The 20,286-nt window shown below is 50.3% G+C and carries 12 protein-coding genes; 9 read left to right on the forward strand and 3 right to left on the reverse strand.

Annotation, left to right across the window (positions count from 1 at the left end; all coding sequences use genetic code 11):
• Positions 1–322: 322 nt before the first annotated feature.
• Both AC6ESO_RS26555 and AC6ESO_RS26560 read left to right on the forward strand, forming a co-directional pair.
• Positions 323–1,579 (forward strand): hypothetical protein, encoded by a 1,257-nt coding sequence (locus AC6ESO_RS26555; RefSeq protein ID WP_497094019.1) that lies wholly within the window; start codon positions 323–325, stop codon positions 1,577–1,579.
• A gap of 133 nt (positions 1,580–1,712) precedes the next feature.
• Positions 1,713–2,189, forward strand: coding sequence for a DinB family protein (locus AC6ESO_RS26560; RefSeq protein ID WP_497094020.1), 477 nt, complete (start codon positions 1,713–1,715; stop codon positions 2,187–2,189).
• Between the two features lie 12 nt (positions 2,190–2,201).
• Here AC6ESO_RS26560 and AC6ESO_RS26565 read toward each other — a convergent pair whose 3' ends face one another.
• On the reverse strand, positions 2,202–2,528 hold the full coding sequence (locus AC6ESO_RS26565; protein ID WP_497094021.1) for an NUDIX domain-containing protein: 327 nt from the start codon (positions 2,526–2,528) through the stop codon (positions 2,202–2,204).
• Between the two features lie 95 nt (positions 2,529–2,623).
• The gene (locus AC6ESO_RS26570; protein WP_497094022.1) at positions 2,624–3,499 is read right to left on the reverse strand and encodes an NAD-dependent epimerase/dehydratase family protein; all 876 of its coding nucleotides are present in this window, start codon (positions 3,497–3,499) and stop codon (positions 2,624–2,626) included.
• A 382-nt stretch (positions 3,500–3,881) separates the two neighbouring features.
• Here AC6ESO_RS26570 and AC6ESO_RS26575 point away from each other — a divergent pair, with 382 nt between their 5' ends.
• Together AC6ESO_RS26575 and AC6ESO_RS26580 are read left to right on the forward strand one after the other, a co-directional pair.
• Positions 3,882–6,074, forward strand: coding sequence for an ABC transporter ATP-binding protein (locus tag AC6ESO_RS26575; protein ID WP_497094023.1), 2,193 nt, complete (start codon positions 3,882–3,884; stop codon positions 6,072–6,074).
• Positions 6,074–6,580 carry a DUF1854 domain-containing protein gene (locus AC6ESO_RS26580; protein ID WP_497094024.1) on the forward strand — a complete coding sequence of 169 codons (507 nt, stop codon included), beginning with the start codon at positions 6,074–6,076 and terminating at the stop codon, positions 6,578–6,580. Before AC6ESO_RS26575 ends, AC6ESO_RS26580 begins: the two co-directional genes overlap by 1 nt.
• A gap of 62 nt (positions 6,581–6,642) precedes the next feature.
• Here the strand turns inward: AC6ESO_RS26580 and AC6ESO_RS26585 are convergent, their stop codons facing one another.
• The gene (locus tag AC6ESO_RS26585; RefSeq protein ID WP_497094025.1) at positions 6,643–7,641 is read right to left on the reverse strand and encodes a GntR family transcriptional regulator; all 999 of its coding nucleotides are present in this window, start codon (positions 7,639–7,641) and stop codon (positions 6,643–6,645) included.
• A gap of 647 nt (positions 7,642–8,288) precedes the next feature.
• Here AC6ESO_RS26585 and AC6ESO_RS26590 point away from each other — a divergent pair.
• From AC6ESO_RS26590 to AC6ESO_RS26610, 5 genes are all read left to right on the forward strand, one after another.
• On the forward strand, positions 8,289–11,621 hold the full coding sequence (locus tag AC6ESO_RS26590) for a S8 family serine peptidase (protein WP_497094026.1): 3,333 nt from the start codon (positions 8,289–8,291) through the stop codon (positions 11,619–11,621).
• Positions 11,622–11,666: 45 nt separating this feature from the next.
• Positions 11,667–15,845, forward strand: a complete 4,179-nt coding sequence (locus AC6ESO_RS26595; RefSeq protein ID WP_497094027.1) for a S8 family serine peptidase — start codon at positions 11,667–11,669, stop codon at positions 15,843–15,845.
• An 89-nt stretch (positions 15,846–15,934) separates the two neighbouring features.
• Entirely contained in the window at positions 15,935–16,498 is a 564-nt protein-coding gene (locus AC6ESO_RS26600; protein ID WP_497094028.1) for a TetR/AcrR family transcriptional regulator, read from the forward strand.
• Between the two features lie 399 nt (positions 16,499–16,897).
• Complete coding sequence (locus AC6ESO_RS26605; RefSeq protein WP_497094029.1) at positions 16,898–18,466, forward strand: response regulator; 1,569 nt, start codon at positions 16,898–16,900, stop codon at positions 18,464–18,466.
• Entirely contained in the window at positions 18,463–20,166 is a 1,704-nt protein-coding gene (locus AC6ESO_RS26610) for a sensor histidine kinase (RefSeq protein WP_497094030.1), read from the forward strand. Before AC6ESO_RS26605 ends, AC6ESO_RS26610 begins: the two co-directional genes overlap by 4 nt.
• Positions 20,167–20,286 lie beyond the last annotated feature (120 nt).

Genomic DNA, 20,286 nt, shown 5'->3' on the forward strand with positions numbered 1-20,286 from the left:
CGAATACTAATCGGTCGAGGGCTTATCCTACGAACATTCGCTCGGATGTTCAACTTCGGATCAAGATCAGCTAAATGAAGACCTTCGCAAAGGTTCGTATCCAGTTTTCAATGTGTAACCATATAGAATTAGAAGCACCCACAAGGGTGCTTTTTTTATTGCCCGCTAAATTCCCTAAACGAAAACCTCTGCAAAAAGTCCATGTCAGCTACAATATTTACTCTTTAACAAAATACGATTTACTGATAGTGTTTTGTTACATAGCTTCTACAACGTACATCTCTATTGTTAGGACGGACTTAGGGAAAGGTGGAACCGTTATATGCAGGTGCGAGTTGTCGGTGAACCGAATGTAAAAGGGATGCTGGAGGCGGCTGTCACTGGCGATGACGCGCCAAGTGGTGCTGTTACTAGCTATTGTTGGCTGTTCTCGGAAACGCTGGATAGTCCCTATGTGGAGCTGTCAGGAATATTCACGAAAACGATCGTCCTGCTCGCTTCTTACAGTGGAGGATATTTAAAAGTGCGCCTTCGCAATGGGGTGGGTGAAGAAGCGGAAAGTGAGCCCGCTGGTCCGATTCGCGCGGTGAACGGCAATCCGAATACGGATTGGCTTTGCGCGGCGCAGTATGGAATCTCGCATCATTTTATAGCTAACTATTTGAATAGGGTTGCGGCCTCTCCCGAGGAACAGTGGAAGCAGCACGAAGACTGGAATGACGTCATTAACAGCTTTGATGTGAATGCTTATGCGGAGCAGGTTGCTGGCAGTGGGGCCGGCTTTGTGCTGCTGACGCTCGGGCAGAACTGCGGTCGTTTTTTGGCGCCAAATGCGAGGTATGAAGAGATAGCAGGCGTGCGACCGGGCGAACGCTGCGCGACGAGGGATCTTCCAATGGAAATCGCGCATGCTCTAGCTACATACGGAATTAAGCTAATGCTCTATGTGCCGGCTAATCCGCCTCATTCCGCGCATCTGGTGGAGGGCGACTACGCGATTACTCGCGCATTTGGATTCTCGGAGGGGACCGACTCTGCACCTGCTCAAGAGACGATGCGGCTGTGGCAGTCCGTCATTAAGGAATGGTCTGATCGTTATGGCGTGCTGCTCGCAGGCTGGTGGTTTGACGGCGTGTTTCCGGCAATGATGAAGTCTTACGATAATATGCAGCTGCCTTATAACTGGAGCAGTATAGTCAATGCAGCGAAGTCGGGGAATGCGCATCGCATCATGTGCTTGAATTCCGGCATTGGAGGCATAGCGATGAACTCGGCATATGAGGACTATACCGCAGGTGAGACGAATGAAATCGGCGAATTTCCGGAGAACGGCAGATGGGTCGATGAGACGAATGGTATTCAATATTTCACCTTTACCTTCTTGGGTGAGAATGACCCTAATTGGGCGGGCTGGGGCAATAAAGGGCTATCGCGGCCGACCGCTGAGCTTGTGGATTGGGTCAAGGGAGTAACCGATCGGAAGGGCGTGGTTTGCCTCGACGTGAAGGTGAACCGGTTTGGTAAAATGGATCCGGATCAATTGGAGCAGCTGGGTGAGTTTAAGCGGCGGGTTCGTTGATTGGGAGGGAGAGTTGAAAGAGTTGAGCCGCCTAGGATGAATTAGGGGCTCTTTCTTTTGGCACGGGCAAGGACGATGCGAAGCTAGCATCGAATATGAAGAGCAAGCTGGACGTATTTTGGAGGGGATCGCGATGGTTTCAGCAATTGGTCAAGAACTTATTGAAGCCTACAAGAGAGCGCCTTTAGAACTTGCGCAGGCAATTGCAGGTTTAAGTGATTCTGATCTGGATCAGGCCAGAGCAGAAGGCAAATGGACAATCAGGGAAATCGTCCATCATATTATCGACTGCGATATGAATTATTTTCAAATTAACCGATACGCTTTGGCGGACACGGGAGCAACTTATCAGTTCAATGAGTTTAACGGGGATGTTTGGAACACCAAGATGAGCTATAGAAATCGATCAATAGATTTAGAGATGAGGCTGTTCAGCATGATGCGGGAATACATCTCCTACTTATGCGCTACTTTGCCGGATTCATTGGATAGAGTTCTCGTGCATGGACATGGTAAGGCAACGGTCTGCGATGCGTTGAATCATGATACCCAGCATGCCGCACACCATATTGAGCAAATTCTTGAGACTCGCAGAGTGCATCATTTGTAGTGGATTATGATTCTAGTTCATATCGCCGACATAGCAGTGCCTTGGTCTAGCTCCGCTCGCAACCTCGATTAGCTGGGGGATCAATGCTTTCGGATAAAATGGGAAGTTAGCCAGTTCATGAAGAGGAATCCAAGCGACTCCGATTTGATCGGGGTCCATCGCGACTCCTACCTCCTCGAATACTTCGCGATAGACCGCTTGTTCCAAGGTTTCGCCAAACTCTTGCTTGCCGCCGGGGAGGATGTAAGAGTGTTCTCCTGTTTCGTTGTCTCTCTTATGGATGGTGAGAATAGAGTCGTTTTGAACGATTACGGCTTGTACGCCTATGGTGACCTTCATTAATTATGAGCCTCCTTAAGTAACCTCTGTATAATAGATAAAGGGGCCGTCTCAAAAGTTGCGTCGCATACTTTTGGAGGCGGCCCTTGTTGTAGCTATAGATCTGATGGCAATTCGGAGGGTACAAACAGACTGGCGACATCGATTCCGCGTTCATCGCGGATTTTGAGATCACGTAGGAATTCAACAAACCCGATCGCCGGTTTCCAGCCTAGCGCTTGCTCCGCTTCGGAGAGGTCGTGCTGCTCAACGGAGCCGGGCAGGCTGATCGCATATTTCTCAATGAGCTGACGTGCGCCGGGAACTTGCTCTTCGCACCAAGCGGGGCCGAGCTCACGGAAGTTGTTTACGACTTCCTCAGGCATGCCGTGGTTGGTATGTACGATTGTACAGAAAAGTCCGATATCCCGATTAAGGGCGGCTTTCAATGATGCTACGGTAGCAGCGGCCACATCACTGCGATCGACGCCATTGCGGAGCAGACGCGAGCCGAATTCTAAGTAAGGACGAGGAATGAATTCATGATAGCGAAGCATGGCGATCGAGGCGCCGGTCATCTCATGGTAAGATCTGCACAAATCTTCTCCGATTACCTTCGAAACGCTGTATACGGACCCCCAGCCATAAGCCATCGAAGAAGCATATACGATGGATTGGATGCCTGCTTGCTTACAGGCTTCCAAGACGTTGAACGTACCATCCACATTTACAGCAAAGATCGTCTCATCACTCACAGGCGGATTATGCGCGCAATGCCATGCGGCCAGATGAACGACGGCATCCATGCCTTCCACTGCACGGCGAACGTCGCCAGCTGTTCTGCTGTCGCAGCGGACAAATTCCACATCGGCGAAATCTGCCCCCGCCGGAGGCGACACGTCTGCCATACGAACCGTATATCCCGCTTGGATAAGCGCTCTGCTAATCGCTTGCCCGCCATTGCCCGAAGCGCCGGTCACTAACACTTTCATTTTGGGAATCCCTCGCTTTATGGTTTAATGCTAGCATTATAGCATGAATGTACCTTTTTTTACCCGGCACTTTAGTTCGGGGGTAGGGAGAAAAAAGTGCTAACGAGCGCTGTGGCCTTAGAAACTCCGATGGGGATTTGAACAATCGCAATGTAAACGAACGTCCCTTTCGGAGGCGAACGTTACTTGCTGGAAGTGTGGTATCGTGCGAAAAGTGGGAATATTTTTGGGCATATCCATATTTATGGGTAAAGTTTACAAAGAAAGAAGGAAATATAAAGCAAATATAGAACATATATTCGTAGTGGCCGACTCATCATTGGATTGTCGGGTCCAACTAAGGGTCAGCCCAATAACTTGTTTCGAGACACAGGAGGGTACCATGTCTATTCAAGACCAGCTTCCGGAAGTACTGAGGAAGCAACTAACGTCTGAACTGCTGTTCAGCGCCAAAACCGATCTGCTGCAGGATGGCCGATTCGGAGAGCAATGGCTGGCTGTCACGGAGCAAGACATCGTGGTATGGCAGCAAGACAAGACGCAGCTGCTCAGGCAGCCGTTAGCAGAGCTGAAGGAAGCGCGGGCTGTCAGTGCAGTCGGCGGAGGCACGCTGCTGGCTGACACGGGAAAAGGCCCAGTCGTGATCGCGCGTTATACAGCTGCGCAATCGCCGGTGTTCGGTTTTGCGGCGAAGCTGCTCAGCGCGATGGCGAAGAATGAAGAGCGACCGGTGCTTTCGGAGCGAGAGCTTCCACGCAGCTGCCACAGCTGTGGCAATCCGCTGTCAGAAGGGACGCAGATCTGCCAGATATGCACACACAATGGCAAGGTAGCCGCTCGGATGCTAAGCTACACCAAGCCATATAAGCTGCAAATGATCGCTGCCGCTTGTCTGCTAATCACAACAACACTCGTAGAATTGGTACCGCCTTACTTAACGAAGGTCATTATCGATGACGTCCTTGGCCCTAAGGATATTGGTTCGACACTGCTGTACGTGGTGCTTGGGTTAGGCGCAACGATGCTTCTCATGTCGCTGATGCAAACGATTCGCGGATTAATCGGCGTATGGGTTGGATCTAAACTAATGGGCGACTTGCGAAAAGATGTCTACAGCTCGCTCATGCGGCTCTCACTTGCCTTCTTCGACCGCCGCCAAACGTCGCAATTCATCGGCAGGGTCAACAACGATTCAGAGGCAATGCGGCAGTTCATGACGGACGGCGTCGTGTTTATGTCCGCGGAGGGACTGCGGATCATCGCGATCTTCATCATTATGTTCGGACTCGATTGGCAGCTCACGCTGTATGCCATTCTACCGGTTCCGGTCATGGTAGCCGTATCGATGACCATCTGGCCGAAGATCGGACGGCGCTGGTATCAGCAATGGCGCTCGATTTTCAGACTTAACACGTTGGTCGGCGATTCCCTTCAAGGGATTCGAGTTGTAAAAGCCTTCGGCAGGGAGCAGGATGAACTATCCCGTTATGCGGATGCGAATGTTGAAGTGGTACGACGCAATATCCGCATGGAAGGTCTCTGGTCCTTCATGTTCCCGGCCTTCGCCTTCATTGCCGGATTGGGCACGCTGCTCATCTGGTATAACGGCGGAAGCAAAGTACTGCATGACAACATGCAGCTTGGCGTACTAATGGCGCTTATCGCTTACCTCGGGATGTTATTCGGCCCGCTGCAATGGATCAGCCAAATGATTAGTTGGGCAAGTAATGCCATGGCGGCTGCACATCGAGTATTCGAGATTATGGATACGCCGCCTGATGTGCCTGACGTTCGTAATCCTGCAGCAATCGGCGTCATCAAAGGCGACGTTATCTTCGAGAAAGTCACCTATGGCTACGAGAAGCATCATCCGGTGCTCAAGAATGTCAATTTGCAGGTAAAAGCAGGCGAGATGATCGGTCTGGTCGGACATTCCGGAGCAGGCAAGTCGACGTTCATTAACATGATTTGCCGGTTCTATGATACCGATGAAGGTGCCATTCTCATTGACGGAACGGATCTCCGGGACATCAGTCAGGTTGACCTGCGAAAGCAGATCGGCGTCGTCTTGCAGGAGACGTTTCTGTTTGACGGTACGATTGCTGAGAATATCGCCTATTCCAAACCAGACGCAACACCAATTGAGATTATGCGAGCGGCGAAGATTGCCAATGCGCATGACTTCATCGTTAGGCTGCCGGACGGCTACGATACTCGCGTAGGCGAGCGCGGGCATAAGCTCTCCGGCGGTGAGAAGCAGCGGGTGGCCATCGCTCGGGCCATTATCCATGATCCGCGCATTCTGATTCTGGATGAAGCCACCGCATCGGTGGATACGGAGACAGAACGCCAAATTCAAGAAGCGATTTCGCGTTTGGTTAAAGGCCGTACGACATTCGCGATTGCGCACCGTCTTTCCACGCTTCGTAATGCAGATCGGCTTGTTGTACTGGACCGCGGCAAAATCGTTGAAGTCGGCACGCATGAGCAACTGCTCGAGAAAGAGGATGGCGCCTACCGGAAGCTCGTTGACGCGCAGAAAGAGCTGTCCAAGATCAAGGGGGTTGAGGGCTGATGACTACTACTGAAGACAAATATGAAATTCGGTTATTCTCACCGGATGATGTCTATTTCAGCCGCGGTCAAGGCGGCGTGTTCCAAGGTATTGTAGAAGGCGTTACGTACGAAGAGCTCGAGGTGTACCGGGCATTCCCGTTCCTCTACACCACCCAATATATTTCGATTCGAAATACGAAAGGCGAAGAGCTCGGGATCGTGCCGGACATTAAAGACCTGTATGAAGAAAGTGCAGTTGAGCTTGAGAAGGAGTTGCAGCTGCGGTATTTCATGCCGCGTGTGACGCGTGTCGAAAGCGTAAAGTTCAAGTCCGACTTGTGGATGTGGGAGCTGCAAACCCATCTTGGCGCAACCCGGATGGTCATGCGCAATCTGCACGAGCATATGCAATATCCCGGTGGCGGCCGAGTCATTCTGGCCGACATGAGCGGAAAACGCTGTGAGATTACAGATTGGCGTGAGTTGGATACACACAGCCGCAAGCAGCTGGAAGAAGTATTGTAATCCTACGAAAGGCTTCACTTTATTAAGGGTTGGGCAGATAACCTCTGCCCAACTTTTGTTATTTATGGAGCAAATCCTGTACCGTACCGATAATGCAAGTCCGTGGCAGCGAGCTCTCTCAGCAGATTTTCGCTGCTTCGCTCCAGTCGTAATTTGAACAGCTGGACTTTGTCCGGAGCCAATTCTTTAAGCTCTGCGTATACAGCCTTGGAAGTATATATTTTAGCTGAGCTTCGAAGGGCTTCCTCCAGATTGTCGTGCTCATCGATCCCGATAATTACCGGACATAAGTGCGTAATGCCGTCCTCGCGAATGCGCTGGAGCATCCATTCACCGCCGGATTTACAATGAGAAACAAAGGATACATTCGAATCTCGTTGCAGCTTAGCTAACTCGAGCACGATAGAAGAATCGACCGTGACGCCGACGACATGCACCTTCTTGTCCAGAGGAGCCAATATAGCTTTGGCGCGATTCGCCTGGTTCAAGCTGGTTACCCAAATATCGTTTGGACGTGCCTCTTTGATCGTGCGAGTTCCTTCCAACAAATCCTCTAGGAAAATCGTACAGACCTCAAGTCCGGTTACCCGCTCGATTTCTTCTTGATAGAAATAGAGATCTTGGTCCTTGCTTTCCACGAGCAAGATGCGAGCCGGAACAGTAGGAAGACCGCTCTGCAGCAGACTATATCCCAGGCCCGCCATGAAGAGCTCCGGCAGGTCGAGTTTTTCTGCCCGGGCTCCTTTGATTACGCCATCGAGCAGTCTCTTCATAGGTATGCCTTTTCTTCGCAGCCGTTCCGTCGCCGAACCGCCGAGCACTTGTGTCCCTTTGCCTTTCTGCATGGAAACAAGACCTTCGACTTTCAGCTGGCTATATACCCCATTTACGGTATTTCGGTTAAGCCCCAGCAAATCAGCCAGCTGGCTTGCGGCAGGCAGAGGATCGCCGGGCTTTAATTGACCCGTTCCGATCAGCCATTTGAGCTGTTCTTTAATTTGGGTATTTACTCCAAAATTTACTTGATGATCCACTGTTAAACAGAAGCGATTCGAAATCATATGAACACCCTCATTTACCTATATATCTATGCATAGTGCAGTCTCTCATTTTCTGAAAATGTAAAGATGTAGGAATAATAGTTAGTGATAGATTATTCATGTTTATGGCCCTATACCCTCAGCACTTCTGTTGCCGCGAACACGACCTCTAGAAGATTTACGAGAAAATACGATGTATAAATGTATAGGTAAGTATGCATTGCTTCATAGACCGGTTTGACTGTTTTGCGTTAGGTTTATGCCACCTCCGAATCGAATCCTCAGTATACTGACGTAAACTTTCTTTAAAAAGTTATAGAAATAATAAAAAAGTTAAAAAAATAAATCAATTGACTCTTTCAATCTAGTAAATATATAATCATTTCAGAATTTGTTGTAATAACAATGTTAGATTAAGTGACACGATCTTTCGGATCCATCACATACGTTCCGGTATAAGAGGCAGGTGGTAGGAGCGTACTAAGGAGAGAAACGAAAGGGGGCATATGCCTATAAATACGGTTAACTGGCTTTAGGGATTTTCGCATGTTAACTCATAATAGTCATCTATCTACTGGTAGGTAGATTCGAAGATGGAATTCAATGTAAGCGTTTCCTATGTTTTTTTTGTAAATATTTTAATTATTTTAGTGAGGACGTGATAAGGCTTGATCAGAAAAAGTAAGCGAATGGCTTCCGCACTCCTGTCGTCGATGCTGATCTTTGGAGTTGTAACACCCGTATTAGCCAAGCAATCCCAGCACAACGATCCGATCCGAAAAAGCCAGTGGACAGAAGGAGAAGTTTCCCTTGTTCAATCGATTTCCAACCATTCAAACGCGACTGCCGCACGGCAAGCTTCCGCGCAACTGCCCGCATTCGGCAGCACATTACCTGAAAAACCGGAGTATGCCGCCGATCGCGTCATTGTCAGATATCGCTCGGAGCAGAAGTCCGTATTTGCCGTATCGCTAACCAATCAAATAATAGGTTCCAGTCCGCTCTCCGTACCCAATGCGGAGCTGTTGAAGCTTGCGGCTGGAGCTGATGTAAATAGCGTCATTGAAGAGCTGCTTAAGGATCCGAATGTTCTCTATGCGGAACCTGATTACAAGATCAATTCTGCATTGGTTCCGCAAATGATCCGTCCGGTCAACTTGTCGGACGAGGCAGCCGTTTCAGCAGCGGACGCGGGACAATCTGCCGTATTGCCGAATGATCCGCTTTTCCATGAACAATGGGGGCTCAACAACACCGGGCAAGATCTCAATGAAGGCACGGTACCCGGCGGCGTGGCAGATATCGACATGGATCTGCCGGAAGCATGGGAAATTACGACGGGCAGCAAGGACATGACCGTCGCAGTCATCGGTACCGGTGTCAAGATGGACGCGCCCGATCTGGTCGGTCAGTTCTGGACCAACGACAAGGAAATTGCGGATAACAAAATCGATGACGATGGCAACGGTCTAGTCGATGATGTGAACGGCTGGGATTTTGCCCACGATGACGACACGTTGTTCGATACGAGCGACGGCCTAAATGATACCTATGGCACAACGATTGCCGGCCAAATCGCCGCTACTATGAACAATAACGAAGGCATCGCGGGTGTGGCGCCTGATGTTAGGGTCATGCCGCTTAAAGTGGCTTCCGAAGAGCTCGGTTACTTCACGGATGTCGTGGATGCCATTCACTATGCCGATGAGCATGGCGCCAAGATCGCTACGCTCGGAATCGTGTATCAATACAGAAGCAAGCTGGTTGAAGATGCAATCAACGCCTCTAACATGTTGTTCGTAGCCCCGGCCGGCGAAAGCCAAGGCATGATTGGAACTTTAAATACGGATGTACAACCGGTGTATCCGGCTGCCTATCCAAGTCCCAATATGCTGTCGGTTACAGGTGTCAATATTCTTGGGAACCGATCAGTAGGCGCTGCGATCGGACAAATGTCCGTCGATGTCGCTGCACCGTCCGAACTGGTCATCTCGACAACGCCTGACGTGGATGCCGGTTATGCGGCACAAATCGATGGCGGCACTTATAAAGCGTACTACAACGGAATTGGGTTTGAAGAAATTCCGATCGAAGACCCGCAATATGCCGGTCAACGGCAGGATATGTTCGATTGCGCTATGGATTACCTGAAGCCGGCCGGTGAAGCCGAACCGAAAATCCTGCTCGTCAATGACAGCAAGCGCTCCTTTAACAACGGCGATGGAGGGGTAGGTCCCCTATACGAAAGCGATCCTATGGCTGTTTATGAAGGGTTGCTTCAGCAAGCAGGTTATTCCTATGAAACGTTCACGACGGCGGATGAAACCTTCGATGGACCGGCGCTCACCGGACCTCAAGGGCTGCAGCAGTACGATATCGTGATCTGGTTCACGGGAACGGCAGCAGCAGTTAATAATGCCAAATTGCTTACGGATAATGATCAAGCGAACTTGACCAGCTATCTTGGCAACGGCGGTCATTTGATGCTAACGGGACAGGACGCCATCGACCAGAGCCCGAAATCCGCTTTTGTAAGGGATGTACTTGGCCTTAAGCTCGTCAAGGAAGGCGGCTACATTTTCAAAGGTTGGGGCGTTCCCGGCACGATTTATGAGGGTCAAGAATATAAGCTCATGGATTTCTCGTTATTTTACGACACCGTTATTAGCAATAAGCCTGAGATGACCACTGTCAATATCAAAAATAGCAAAGGCAGGTACTCCTATTCCCAAGGTACGTTATATGCTGCCGCCTACGCTGCAGGCGTGGCTGCGCTGGTAGGTAGCCAGAATCCGGATATGAGTGCACTGGATATTAAGCAGCGTATTGTGACGAGCGGCAAATCGATTGATGAGTTAAAGCCTCTTACAGTAAGCGGTAAACTGATCAGTGCTTATCGCGCGCTGTGGAACAAGGACATCCCGGGCATGTCGTTGATTGATACGTCTGTTAAGGGCAAACTCGACCAAGCGAACGATCCGAATCATGTCTATTCCGTCGAACTGAACGCCGGCGAAACCGCGACCTTCACACTCAAGGGTGAAGAAGGGACGGATTTCGATCTGATTCTATACGATGATTCCGCAACGACGGTACAAAGCAAAGAAGGCGCGGTCGCCTATTCCGAAACGGCTGGCACGTCAACCGAATCGATCACCTACCGCGCAGCCAAGGCAGGTACGTATTACATTAACGTCTATGCTGTAAATGGCGCAGGCGCGTATACCTTGAATGTGGAGTATGGCAATTCATCGAGCATGATTGAGGACGGCGATGCTTCACTTATTTACGAGGGGAACTGGACCACGCTTAATGGCCCTTCCTATTCAGGTGGAACATTGAAGCAGCTAACCGGGGAAGGCTTCGTCAAGTTCGGCTTTAGAGGCAATCTGTTCGAATGGATCGGCACGAAGAACGATATGCAAGGTACCGCTGAGATCCGAATCGACGGATTGCCTATGGGGTACGCCAATTTATTCAGCAAGTCGCCTCAATCAAAGCAATCGTTGTTCAAAATGGTGCTGCCTAACGGGCATCACGACGTTGAGATTATAGCCGTACGTGGCATTGACCCGACATTAGCACTTAATGTGGATGCGTTCGTGTTCTCCGGCTTAATTTCGCCGACACATCCTTCCGCCAATTACGAGGGTCCTTGGACTATACGGTACGGCAAGAAATATGCCGACGGTGTACAGACCTATACCACGACTCCTGGCAGTTCCGTCGATTTCACTTTCACTGGCACGAAGGTCACCGTTTGGTCCACGACAGGAAGTAACCGCGGCAAAGTGAATATCTTCATCGACGGTAAATCCGTAACGGCGGCGCCGGTCGATCTGTACAGCGATAAACTTCGCTATCAGGTACCCGTCTTTACGTCAGGCGAGCTCGCAAACGGCGTGCATCATGTCAAAATCGTGCATGCCGGCGAAGCGAATCCCAAGTCGAGCAACAGTATCATTACCATCGACGGTCTAGACGTCCTGAATTTAAACTAGCCTGCAAAGCAGCTACTATTCTGAACCGAAATGGGGTACCTGAACGTGAAACGATCACTTCTCAAAAAATCACTTTCGCTCGCAACGGTCTCGGTGCTGGCCGGAAGTATGGTCACGACCGGCTTGCCAGCCGCGCATGCCGCTCCGCTGGACAAGACATTCATAACGAAGGAAGGGCTGCAAGCCGTAACCCAGCTGCTGCAGCAAGCTAAGCCGGAGGCCGGGATCACCGCGATCCCGGGTGAAGCTTACATTTCCGATGCCATCGACACCGCTTCTACCAAGGAAATAAATGTAATCATTCAGCTAAGCGGCCAGCCTGCGGCCGTTGGTAAATATGCCGCGAAGCTAGGGTATAAAACGCTGGCCGCGGAAGCAAGCGAAGTGAATGTGCAATCCGAGCAGAATGCATTCGTTCGCAGTGCACAGGCGAGCAGCATTCCGTTCAAGATCAACCGCAGCTTCAATACGGTGCTAAACGGAATGGAGATTACGATCCGGGCTGATCTTATTCCGCAGTTGGCCAAGCTTCCGGGCGTGAAAGCCATTCATAAGAATGTCATCTATTACCCGATTGACGAGCCAGACAGCTATCAAGGCGCTGCCGGCTCATCGGATTTCGATCCGGTTCCGCTCGAGCAAATAGGTGTTCTGAAGGCGTGGGATCGCGGATTCACGGGCAAAGGGCTGAAGGTCGGCGTCATTGATACCGGCATCGATTACCTGCATCCGGATCTCAAAGGCAATTACGTCGAAGGCGGCTACGATGCCATCAATCAGGACGACGATCCGTATGAAGATTTGCCGGAAAAAGGCTATGAAGATTCAACAGGCTCCATCCATGGTACGCACGTATCCGGCACGATCGCCGGCACGGCTTCCAACCCGACATCTGCTCATGTGCAGAAGGGTGTCGCTTATGAGGCAGATCTGTATGCCTATAAAGTGCTCGGCCCGGAAGGCGGTACGTCCTCCCAGGTTATCGACGGGATCGAACACGCTGTCGATGATCATATGGACGTCATTAACCTTTCCTTAGGGAGCGATCTGGAGAAGGACCCGGACTCGCCTGACGCCATCGCAGTGAACAATGCCGTATTAGCAGGCGTTGTAGCCGTGGTCGCGAACGGCAATGCCGGCGGCGGCAATCAATATTACTATTCCATGGGATCACCGGCTTCTTCGCAGATGGCCATTTCCGTCGGTGCGGTGACAAGCGATAGCAACCGCGTCCAGGGAACGATTCATAGCGCAGTCGGGTCCGAAGTCTATGACACGAATATGAGCTTGATGAGCTGGAAGACGGATCAAGATAGCTTTAACACGATGTTCGGCAGCAATCCGATTCAAGGCGTTTACGTCGGTCTGGGTAGGGAAGATGATTATAAAGGCCTTAAACCGGAATTCCTGGCTGACAAGATCGTGTTCATCTCCCGGGGGCTTTCCAGCTTCGATGAGAAAGTCAAATTGGCTGCAAAGCACGGCGCGAAAGCGGCTGTCATCTTCAATGGCAATTTCAGTGCGAGTGACCAGAATGTTCCTGACTTATCGGAAGAAATTCCGTCACGCGACGGCGCGATCGGTCCGCTTGCTTTTCTTGGCGACGGCTACGACTATATTCCGACATTCGACATGCCGGGCAAGATGGGGCGTGCATTGGCTCGCCAGTTGAAGGCGCATTCGGATCAAACCTTGCAGTTTACGATGAAGAATGACTTCAAGACCGTTGCGGTAGCCGGTGACATCATGGCTGATTTCAGCTCCAGAGGGCCGAACTCGGATGGCAACTATGGCATTAAGCCGGATTTGAGCGCTCCCGGCGTTTCCATCTTCTCTTCGATTCCTGCTTACGGACAAGCGAATCCTGATGCTAGCTATGACAAGGCCTATGCCAAGCTTAGCGGCACGAGCATGGCTACGCCTCATGTGGCTGGACTTGCATTGTTGATTAAGCAAGCTCATCCGGACTGGACACCGACAGACATTCGCGCAGCGCTGGCGAATACGGCGGAGGAGATCCATGACGAGAAGGGCACGATGTATGATGTCTACTCGCAAGGCGCGGGGCGCGTCAATGTCATGAACGCAATTGACACGCATGCCATTATTGAATCGATGGACGAAATAACGCTCCACGACGATAAGATGAACCCGATCGTTATGCCAAGCGAAGGAAGCAGCGTGAGCTTCGGCATGATCAATCCAGGCGCCAAAGAAGCAGTTAAGAAGCCGCTTCGCGTCAAGAACCTCTCGGATGAGTCGGTGACGTATAAGGCGAAAATCGTGATGCACCCTTCGGTAACGTCCGATCCGCATCATCCGATCCCTACGCCGAATCCAAGCGAGATCATCATGGGACTCGAAGGCGTCACAGCTAACCAAATTACGGTCGGAGCGGGCGGCGAGTTCGATTTCAACCTGACCGCGAAGTCTATCGCGCGGGCCAAGGTTGGCGTATATGAAGGAGAAGTCTTGCTGGAGAACGAGGGACTGCCTTCCTTGCATCTGCCGTTCGTCGTTCATATCGGCGATGAGTCCGATGACAACGATTTCTTGATTCAGAACCTGACGCTCAGCAATGCAACGGTTTCCAAAGACGCGCCAATCGACATTACGGCGTCGCTTCCGACAGGAGAAATTAACCACCTGTACGTGGCAATCGTCAACTTGGATAACGAAGTGTTGGGCATACTGTCCGAAATCTATGATCGGGATGAAGCGAAGGACATCTTAAAGCCGATTCCGTCTACTATCATCATCCCGGAATTCGATGGCTCTTATAACTTAGGTATCCTTGTGCAAGATGGCAGTAAAGTAAATGAATATCTCCCGGAAGGGAGGTATAAGCTGGCGGTCGTAGGTTCGGTCTATGATAAAAACTATAATCTCGTCGATGAATCCGTCGCATTCAAATCGTTCTATGTGTCCGATGAAACTGTAGTTGACGAGCCTAACCCGCCTGCAAATCCGCCTTATACCGGGGGACCAATTACTTCCCCTAACGATGCAGCGTACAACAAGGATGTTGCTGCTTCCGTAATCGAGAAGGGGCAAACCGGCATTGCGATTGCACCGCAATCGAAGCTGGAAGGCACGGAGCTGTCCGTATCTGTCACGGATGCCGACCTGCAGCAAGCGCTTAAGGATGCGAAGCAGTCTGTCGCGCTCACCATCGGAGCCGCTTCCCCGAATGCTTCCTCCGCACAGCTGAAATTAACGGCTGCACAGGCCAAGCTCGTGAAAGAAGCGGGTCTGAAGGGGACGATCGTCTTCACCTGGAACGATTCATCCGTCGCTTTACCGCTCCTTGCCTTGGGTCAAGTTACTGATGGCGCGGCGGATATCGTCATTACGATCAAGAAGGATGAAGGCAGCAAATCCGAATTTACGAAGCAAGTGAAAGATGCCACTGTACTGGGAACACCTTATATCTTCGAAGCAAGCAGCTTGAAGAACGGCGTTGCCGCTCCGCTTATGCTGAAGGCGGACCAAGCTGTGAGCAGATCGTTCCTAGTCGAGAATGGTGCAAGCACGGCAGGCGCGTTGTATCTTGACGGCGGCCACGTGTATCCTGTACCTGCCAAAATCACGGCTGCAGGCGAAGGCAAGTCCATCGTCACGATTCGTCGACCTGGCTTCTCAACCTATGCCGCTGCGTCGAGGCATGTATCATTCACCGATATCGATAAGTCTTGGGCGAAGGACCAAATTCAATCGCTTGCAGACCAATTCCTGTTGAACGGCACTTCCGAGCATGCATTCTCGCCGAAGGCCAACGTGACTCGCGCACAATTCGCGTCGATGCTCACAAGAACGCTGGGACTGCAATCCAAAGCGGCGGTCAATCCGTTCGGCGATGTTCGCAGCAGCGACTGGTTTGCTTCCGACGTGATAAGCGCTTATGAAGCCGGACTTGTAACGGGCTCGGATGGCCGGTTCAATCCGAATGCTGCCATTACCCGTCAAGATTTGACGGTCATGCTGGCTAGAGCGGTTAAGCTGGTTGGCCTGCAGCAGACCAACCAACCTGCTGCCCTTGTTTACGCTGATGCTGCTCAGTTTAGCGGTTATGCGAAAGAAAGCATTCAAATCGTAACAGAAGCCGGACTGATGAAGGGCGTCGAATCCAAAGGCAAGTTCTACTTCCAGCCGACCGGCGCTACGACGCGCGAAGCTGCGGCGAAAGTGCTGCACGAGCTGCTTCTGGCATCTGGGCGGATCTAGTTTAACCTGTATAACGGAAGGAACTGCCGGTATTTGCCCGGCAGTTCCCTTTCACTATTGTTCATCATTTGGATAGGGAGGCACGCAATATGGAAACCGCAACACGCAAAGAGCAACTTCAACATTTAGCCGAATCGCTGATTCGTCAAAAAGGGTATGCGGCTTTCAGTTACGACGACCTTTCTAAGCATCTCGGCATATCGAAAGCGAGCATTCATTATCATTTTGAGAAGAAGGAAGACTTGGGCCTGGCCGTGCAGGAGCAAATCTATCAAAGACTGGTTGATTTCTCGGAAAAAATGCAGCAATCGGAGGACTCGGTCGAAGTAAAGTTCGTCGAATTCTGCCATCTGCAATCTGAGCAGTTAGCCGATAATGAGATTTGCCCGATTTCATCGCTGCAAGCGGATTTCGAGCTGCTGCCGGAAACGATGAGACAAAGAATTCAGGAGATTAGTCAATTTGAGCTTTCAATCATGCATGACATGATCAGCCCAAACGTTGCCGACTCTAGCAAGGAGCCCCAATCAAATGCGATCGCGCTAGCTATGTTATCGGCAATCAAAGGCTCGATACAATATCGCCGCGTAAGAGGTGGAGATTCCCTGACCGATACTTGGTTGGGTCTCAGCCGAATATTAATCAATTCATAGCGATTGAATGATTGTCCATAGTAACCTCCCATTGGCCAACCTAGATTTATAGGGCTAATGGGAGGTTTTTTATGTGCCTAGGCAGATGAAGTTGCCCTAAATAATGCGTTTTAACCAAAACGGAGCAGGTCGAATGATTCTGAAGAAGCATTAGCGTTCGCCTTTGTATTCGGATTCCAACCTTGATTCAGTTGTTCAAGGAATCCGAATACAACAGCGATCGTAAGAACATTCGACTGGCACAGTTTCTTGGTTAAGCGAGCCCTCTAGTCCACTTGGAAACGATTCGTATTGGCGCAAACACGCGATTCAGTTACAATGATGAAATAAGTTTTGGAGCGAGCAACCAGACAGCAGCGTGCAAAGTTAAAGTCTATCCTCACCAGGGGGGCAGTGCCCATGTTCAAGATGCTCATCGTTGACGACGAACAGTTCGAAAGAGAAGGCGTGAAGTTCCTGATCGGCAAATATGGCTTGCAGCTTGAAATCCATGAAGCGGACAGCGGAGAGAGTGCGCTTGCCTTCATGCTGGACAATCCGGTCGATATTCTGTTCACCGATATTCGGATGAAAGGAATGGATGGGTTAGAGCTGGCTGCGGAGCTTCGGAAGCGAGATATTCCGGTCAAAGTTATCTTCATGAGCGCATATGGGGAGTTCGAGTATGCGCAGCGCGCAATTGATTTGAAAGCTGTTCGGTATATACTCAAACCGGTCGAGGTGGAAGAGTTTCTTCGCGTCGTTTCGCAGGTCATTCAGTTATGCGGGGAAGAACAGGAAGCCAAGGCGCAGCAGACCCGGATGGAGGAGGCTTATCGCAATAACGCCCAGTATACGAAGCAAAGGCTGCTATCCAATCTGATCATGGGACACACGCTGCCAATGCAAGAAGATGCGGAGCAGGCAACCGCCTTGTCACCGTTACCGATTGCGGGCTTAGCTGGCACTTCCTGCATTCGGCTGATCATGCTCGATTCACGCAATCGTTTCTTTGATTTGTTGGATCAGGATTTTGAACGCAGATTGAGCGAATTCGTCCCAAACAGCTTCGAAGTGGCTCACCTGAATGAGTTTCAAAGCTTGCTCGTCGTAGATGCTGACAGGGAGCTAACCAGGGAGCAGCTGGTTGAACAGGGCAGGGGGCTGATCAATTGGTTCCGGGAAACCTACGATGGAGATGTGAGCGTTGTCATTGGCGGTATCGTCGATGATGCAAGGCAGCTGTATCAGCAATTCCATCAGCTGGAATCGATGCTGGAGTATAAGTTCTTTTTCGAGGAAGGCACCGTACTTCTCGCACATCCTGCTTCGGCTGAAGGGGACAAGCAGACCGTAGCAATCGACGAGGCGCTGGAAGAACTGAGACAGCATATTAGCCGTTCCCGTTACGATGGGGCTAAGCTGCGGTTCGAACAGCTCTTTAATGAACTGCAGAACAGCGAATATTTCCCCGTAAACTACATCAAATACATTTGCACAGAAATCGTAAAAGCCGTATTCGACGCTTCCGTAAAGAAGAACGCCGATATGTTCAAACAAAATCTAGAACGGATCTACAGAGCGGCCAAGCTGAGCGATCTTCGGCGGATCGTACTTACCATCATGGAGGAGCAAGAGTCGACAGGTACGAGCTCGCCCGATTCCATGCCTAAGGTCATTGAAAGTGTCGTCCAGATGATCGAGAAGGAATATGGAGCCGATTTGTCGCTGGAGCTGCTCGCGGAGCGGGTGTATCTGTCGCCAAGCTATCTGAGCCATCTGTTCAAGAAGCATAAGGGCATCAGCTTTAATAAATATTTGACGATCTACCGGATGGAGAAGACGAAAGAGCTGCTGCTCACGACGAACCGCAAAATCATAGACATCGGTCAAGAGGTTGGCTACAGCAACTTCCCATATTTCAGCTCCCTATTTAAGAACCATTACGGCAAGACACCTTCCCAGTTCCGCGAAGAGACTGCACTATGAAACGACTCATCATTCGGCTGCTGAATCAGATGCGGTTCAAACAGAAGCTGTTCCTTTCCTATCTGATCGTTATCATTATTCCAATAATTGTGCTGGGGCTGTATGCCTACAATCAGTCGAAGCAGATGCTGAATATTCAAGGACTTCAAGGAATCGAGAAGAATATCGATACGATATCGAGCAGCATCGACAACACCGTGGAACGCTACAACCGAACGACGCAGTCGATCGTATTTAACAAAACATTCCAGAAAATCGTGGCGAACGACTACCTGGATCTGGTCAATCTCTCGTATGACCTAAAGGAGTATTTGACGCCGTACTTCAACATGATGACGGTCATGGACAAAGAAATCGATAAAATCACCTTCTATACACAAACCTATGTGCCGGAATATGGGGAGTCCGTGTTGTCGGCGGATCGGGTGAAGGACGAAGAGTGGTACAAGGAAGCGATGAAAGGTACGGGCAGTCAGTGGTTCTTCCAAGACGGGCTTATCGTGGTGAATAAATTCCCGCAACTATTTGCCGGCAAGAAGGTTAATATCGTCTATATGAAAATCAATGGCGACAGCGTGTTCAGAAACGTCGCGGAGCTGGCAAAGGACTACTCTGTCGTGCTGGTGGATGGACAAGGACGGGTTATCTATGCCAATCAGAACAAGTTATATCCGCATGTGGATTCTGTTGAATTGCAGCATTTGAAAGAAGGGGCGATCACCTACGGGGGAGTCGACGCATTTTTGGTCAAGAAAACGGTGAAGCAGACGAATTGGACGATCTACTGCATTGTGCCGACGGACCAGATGTCCCGCAATGCAGGCTCCATCATCAATGCGACTCTTATCATTATCGCAGCATGTATGGTCATCGTGCTAATCGTCATTTGGATCTTCTCGCGGACGATGATCCGGCGCGTCTATTCGCTCAACTCACTAATGAAGCGGGTCGAAATTGGCGATCTGAGTATGAAGGTCAGAAGCGAATCGAAGGATGAGATCGGCGAACTGACGAACCGATTTGGCAGCATGCTCATCCGGTTGAACGAGCTGATAGATGAGTTGTTCCGCAACAAGATCATCCAGAAGGAAGCGGAATTCAAGGCCCTGCAATGGCAAATGAATCCCCATTTTCTGTACAACACTTTATCATTCATCAATTGGAAAGCGCTGCGCAGCGATGCGCCTGACATCAGCAAGGTCGTCACGACGCTTTCCAAGTTCTACCGAACGGGACTAAACCGCGGAGACAATATGATTCCGGTCAGGGACGAGCTGGAGCATGTGAAATTGTACATCGAAATAATCCAAATAACAAAGGACCACAGTTTCGATGTAAAGTACGACATCGACGAGGCGGTGTTTGACTGCGCTACGATCAATTTCATTCTGCAGCCGCTGGCAGAGAATGCGATTCTGCACGGTATTAACCGGAAGGAAGACGGCGGCCGCGGCCAGCTTCAAGTGCGCGCGAAGCTTATGGGAGACAAGGTGGCGTTTACGATTGAGGACAATGGGCCTGGTATGTCCCCGGAAACCGCCGATTCGATACTTGAAATCAATTCCTCCGGCTATGGGCTGAAGAACGTGAACGAGCGGCTTCTGATTAAGTTCGGCTCGGAATATCGTTTCGGAGTGCGGAGTATCCTTGGCGAGGGTACGCAAATGCAAATCGTCATTCCCCGGTATATCAGGGCTTAAAGTCTGTCCGATTCTTGGACAGGCTTTTTTTCTTAGTCAAGAAAGTAAAAAACTGAACGGTTTCTAAAATATTAGATAATTTCGAATCGGAGCCGCCCTGCTATAGTTTGATTAGGAAAT

Source organism: Paenibacillus rhizoryzae (genome assembly GCF_059686995.1).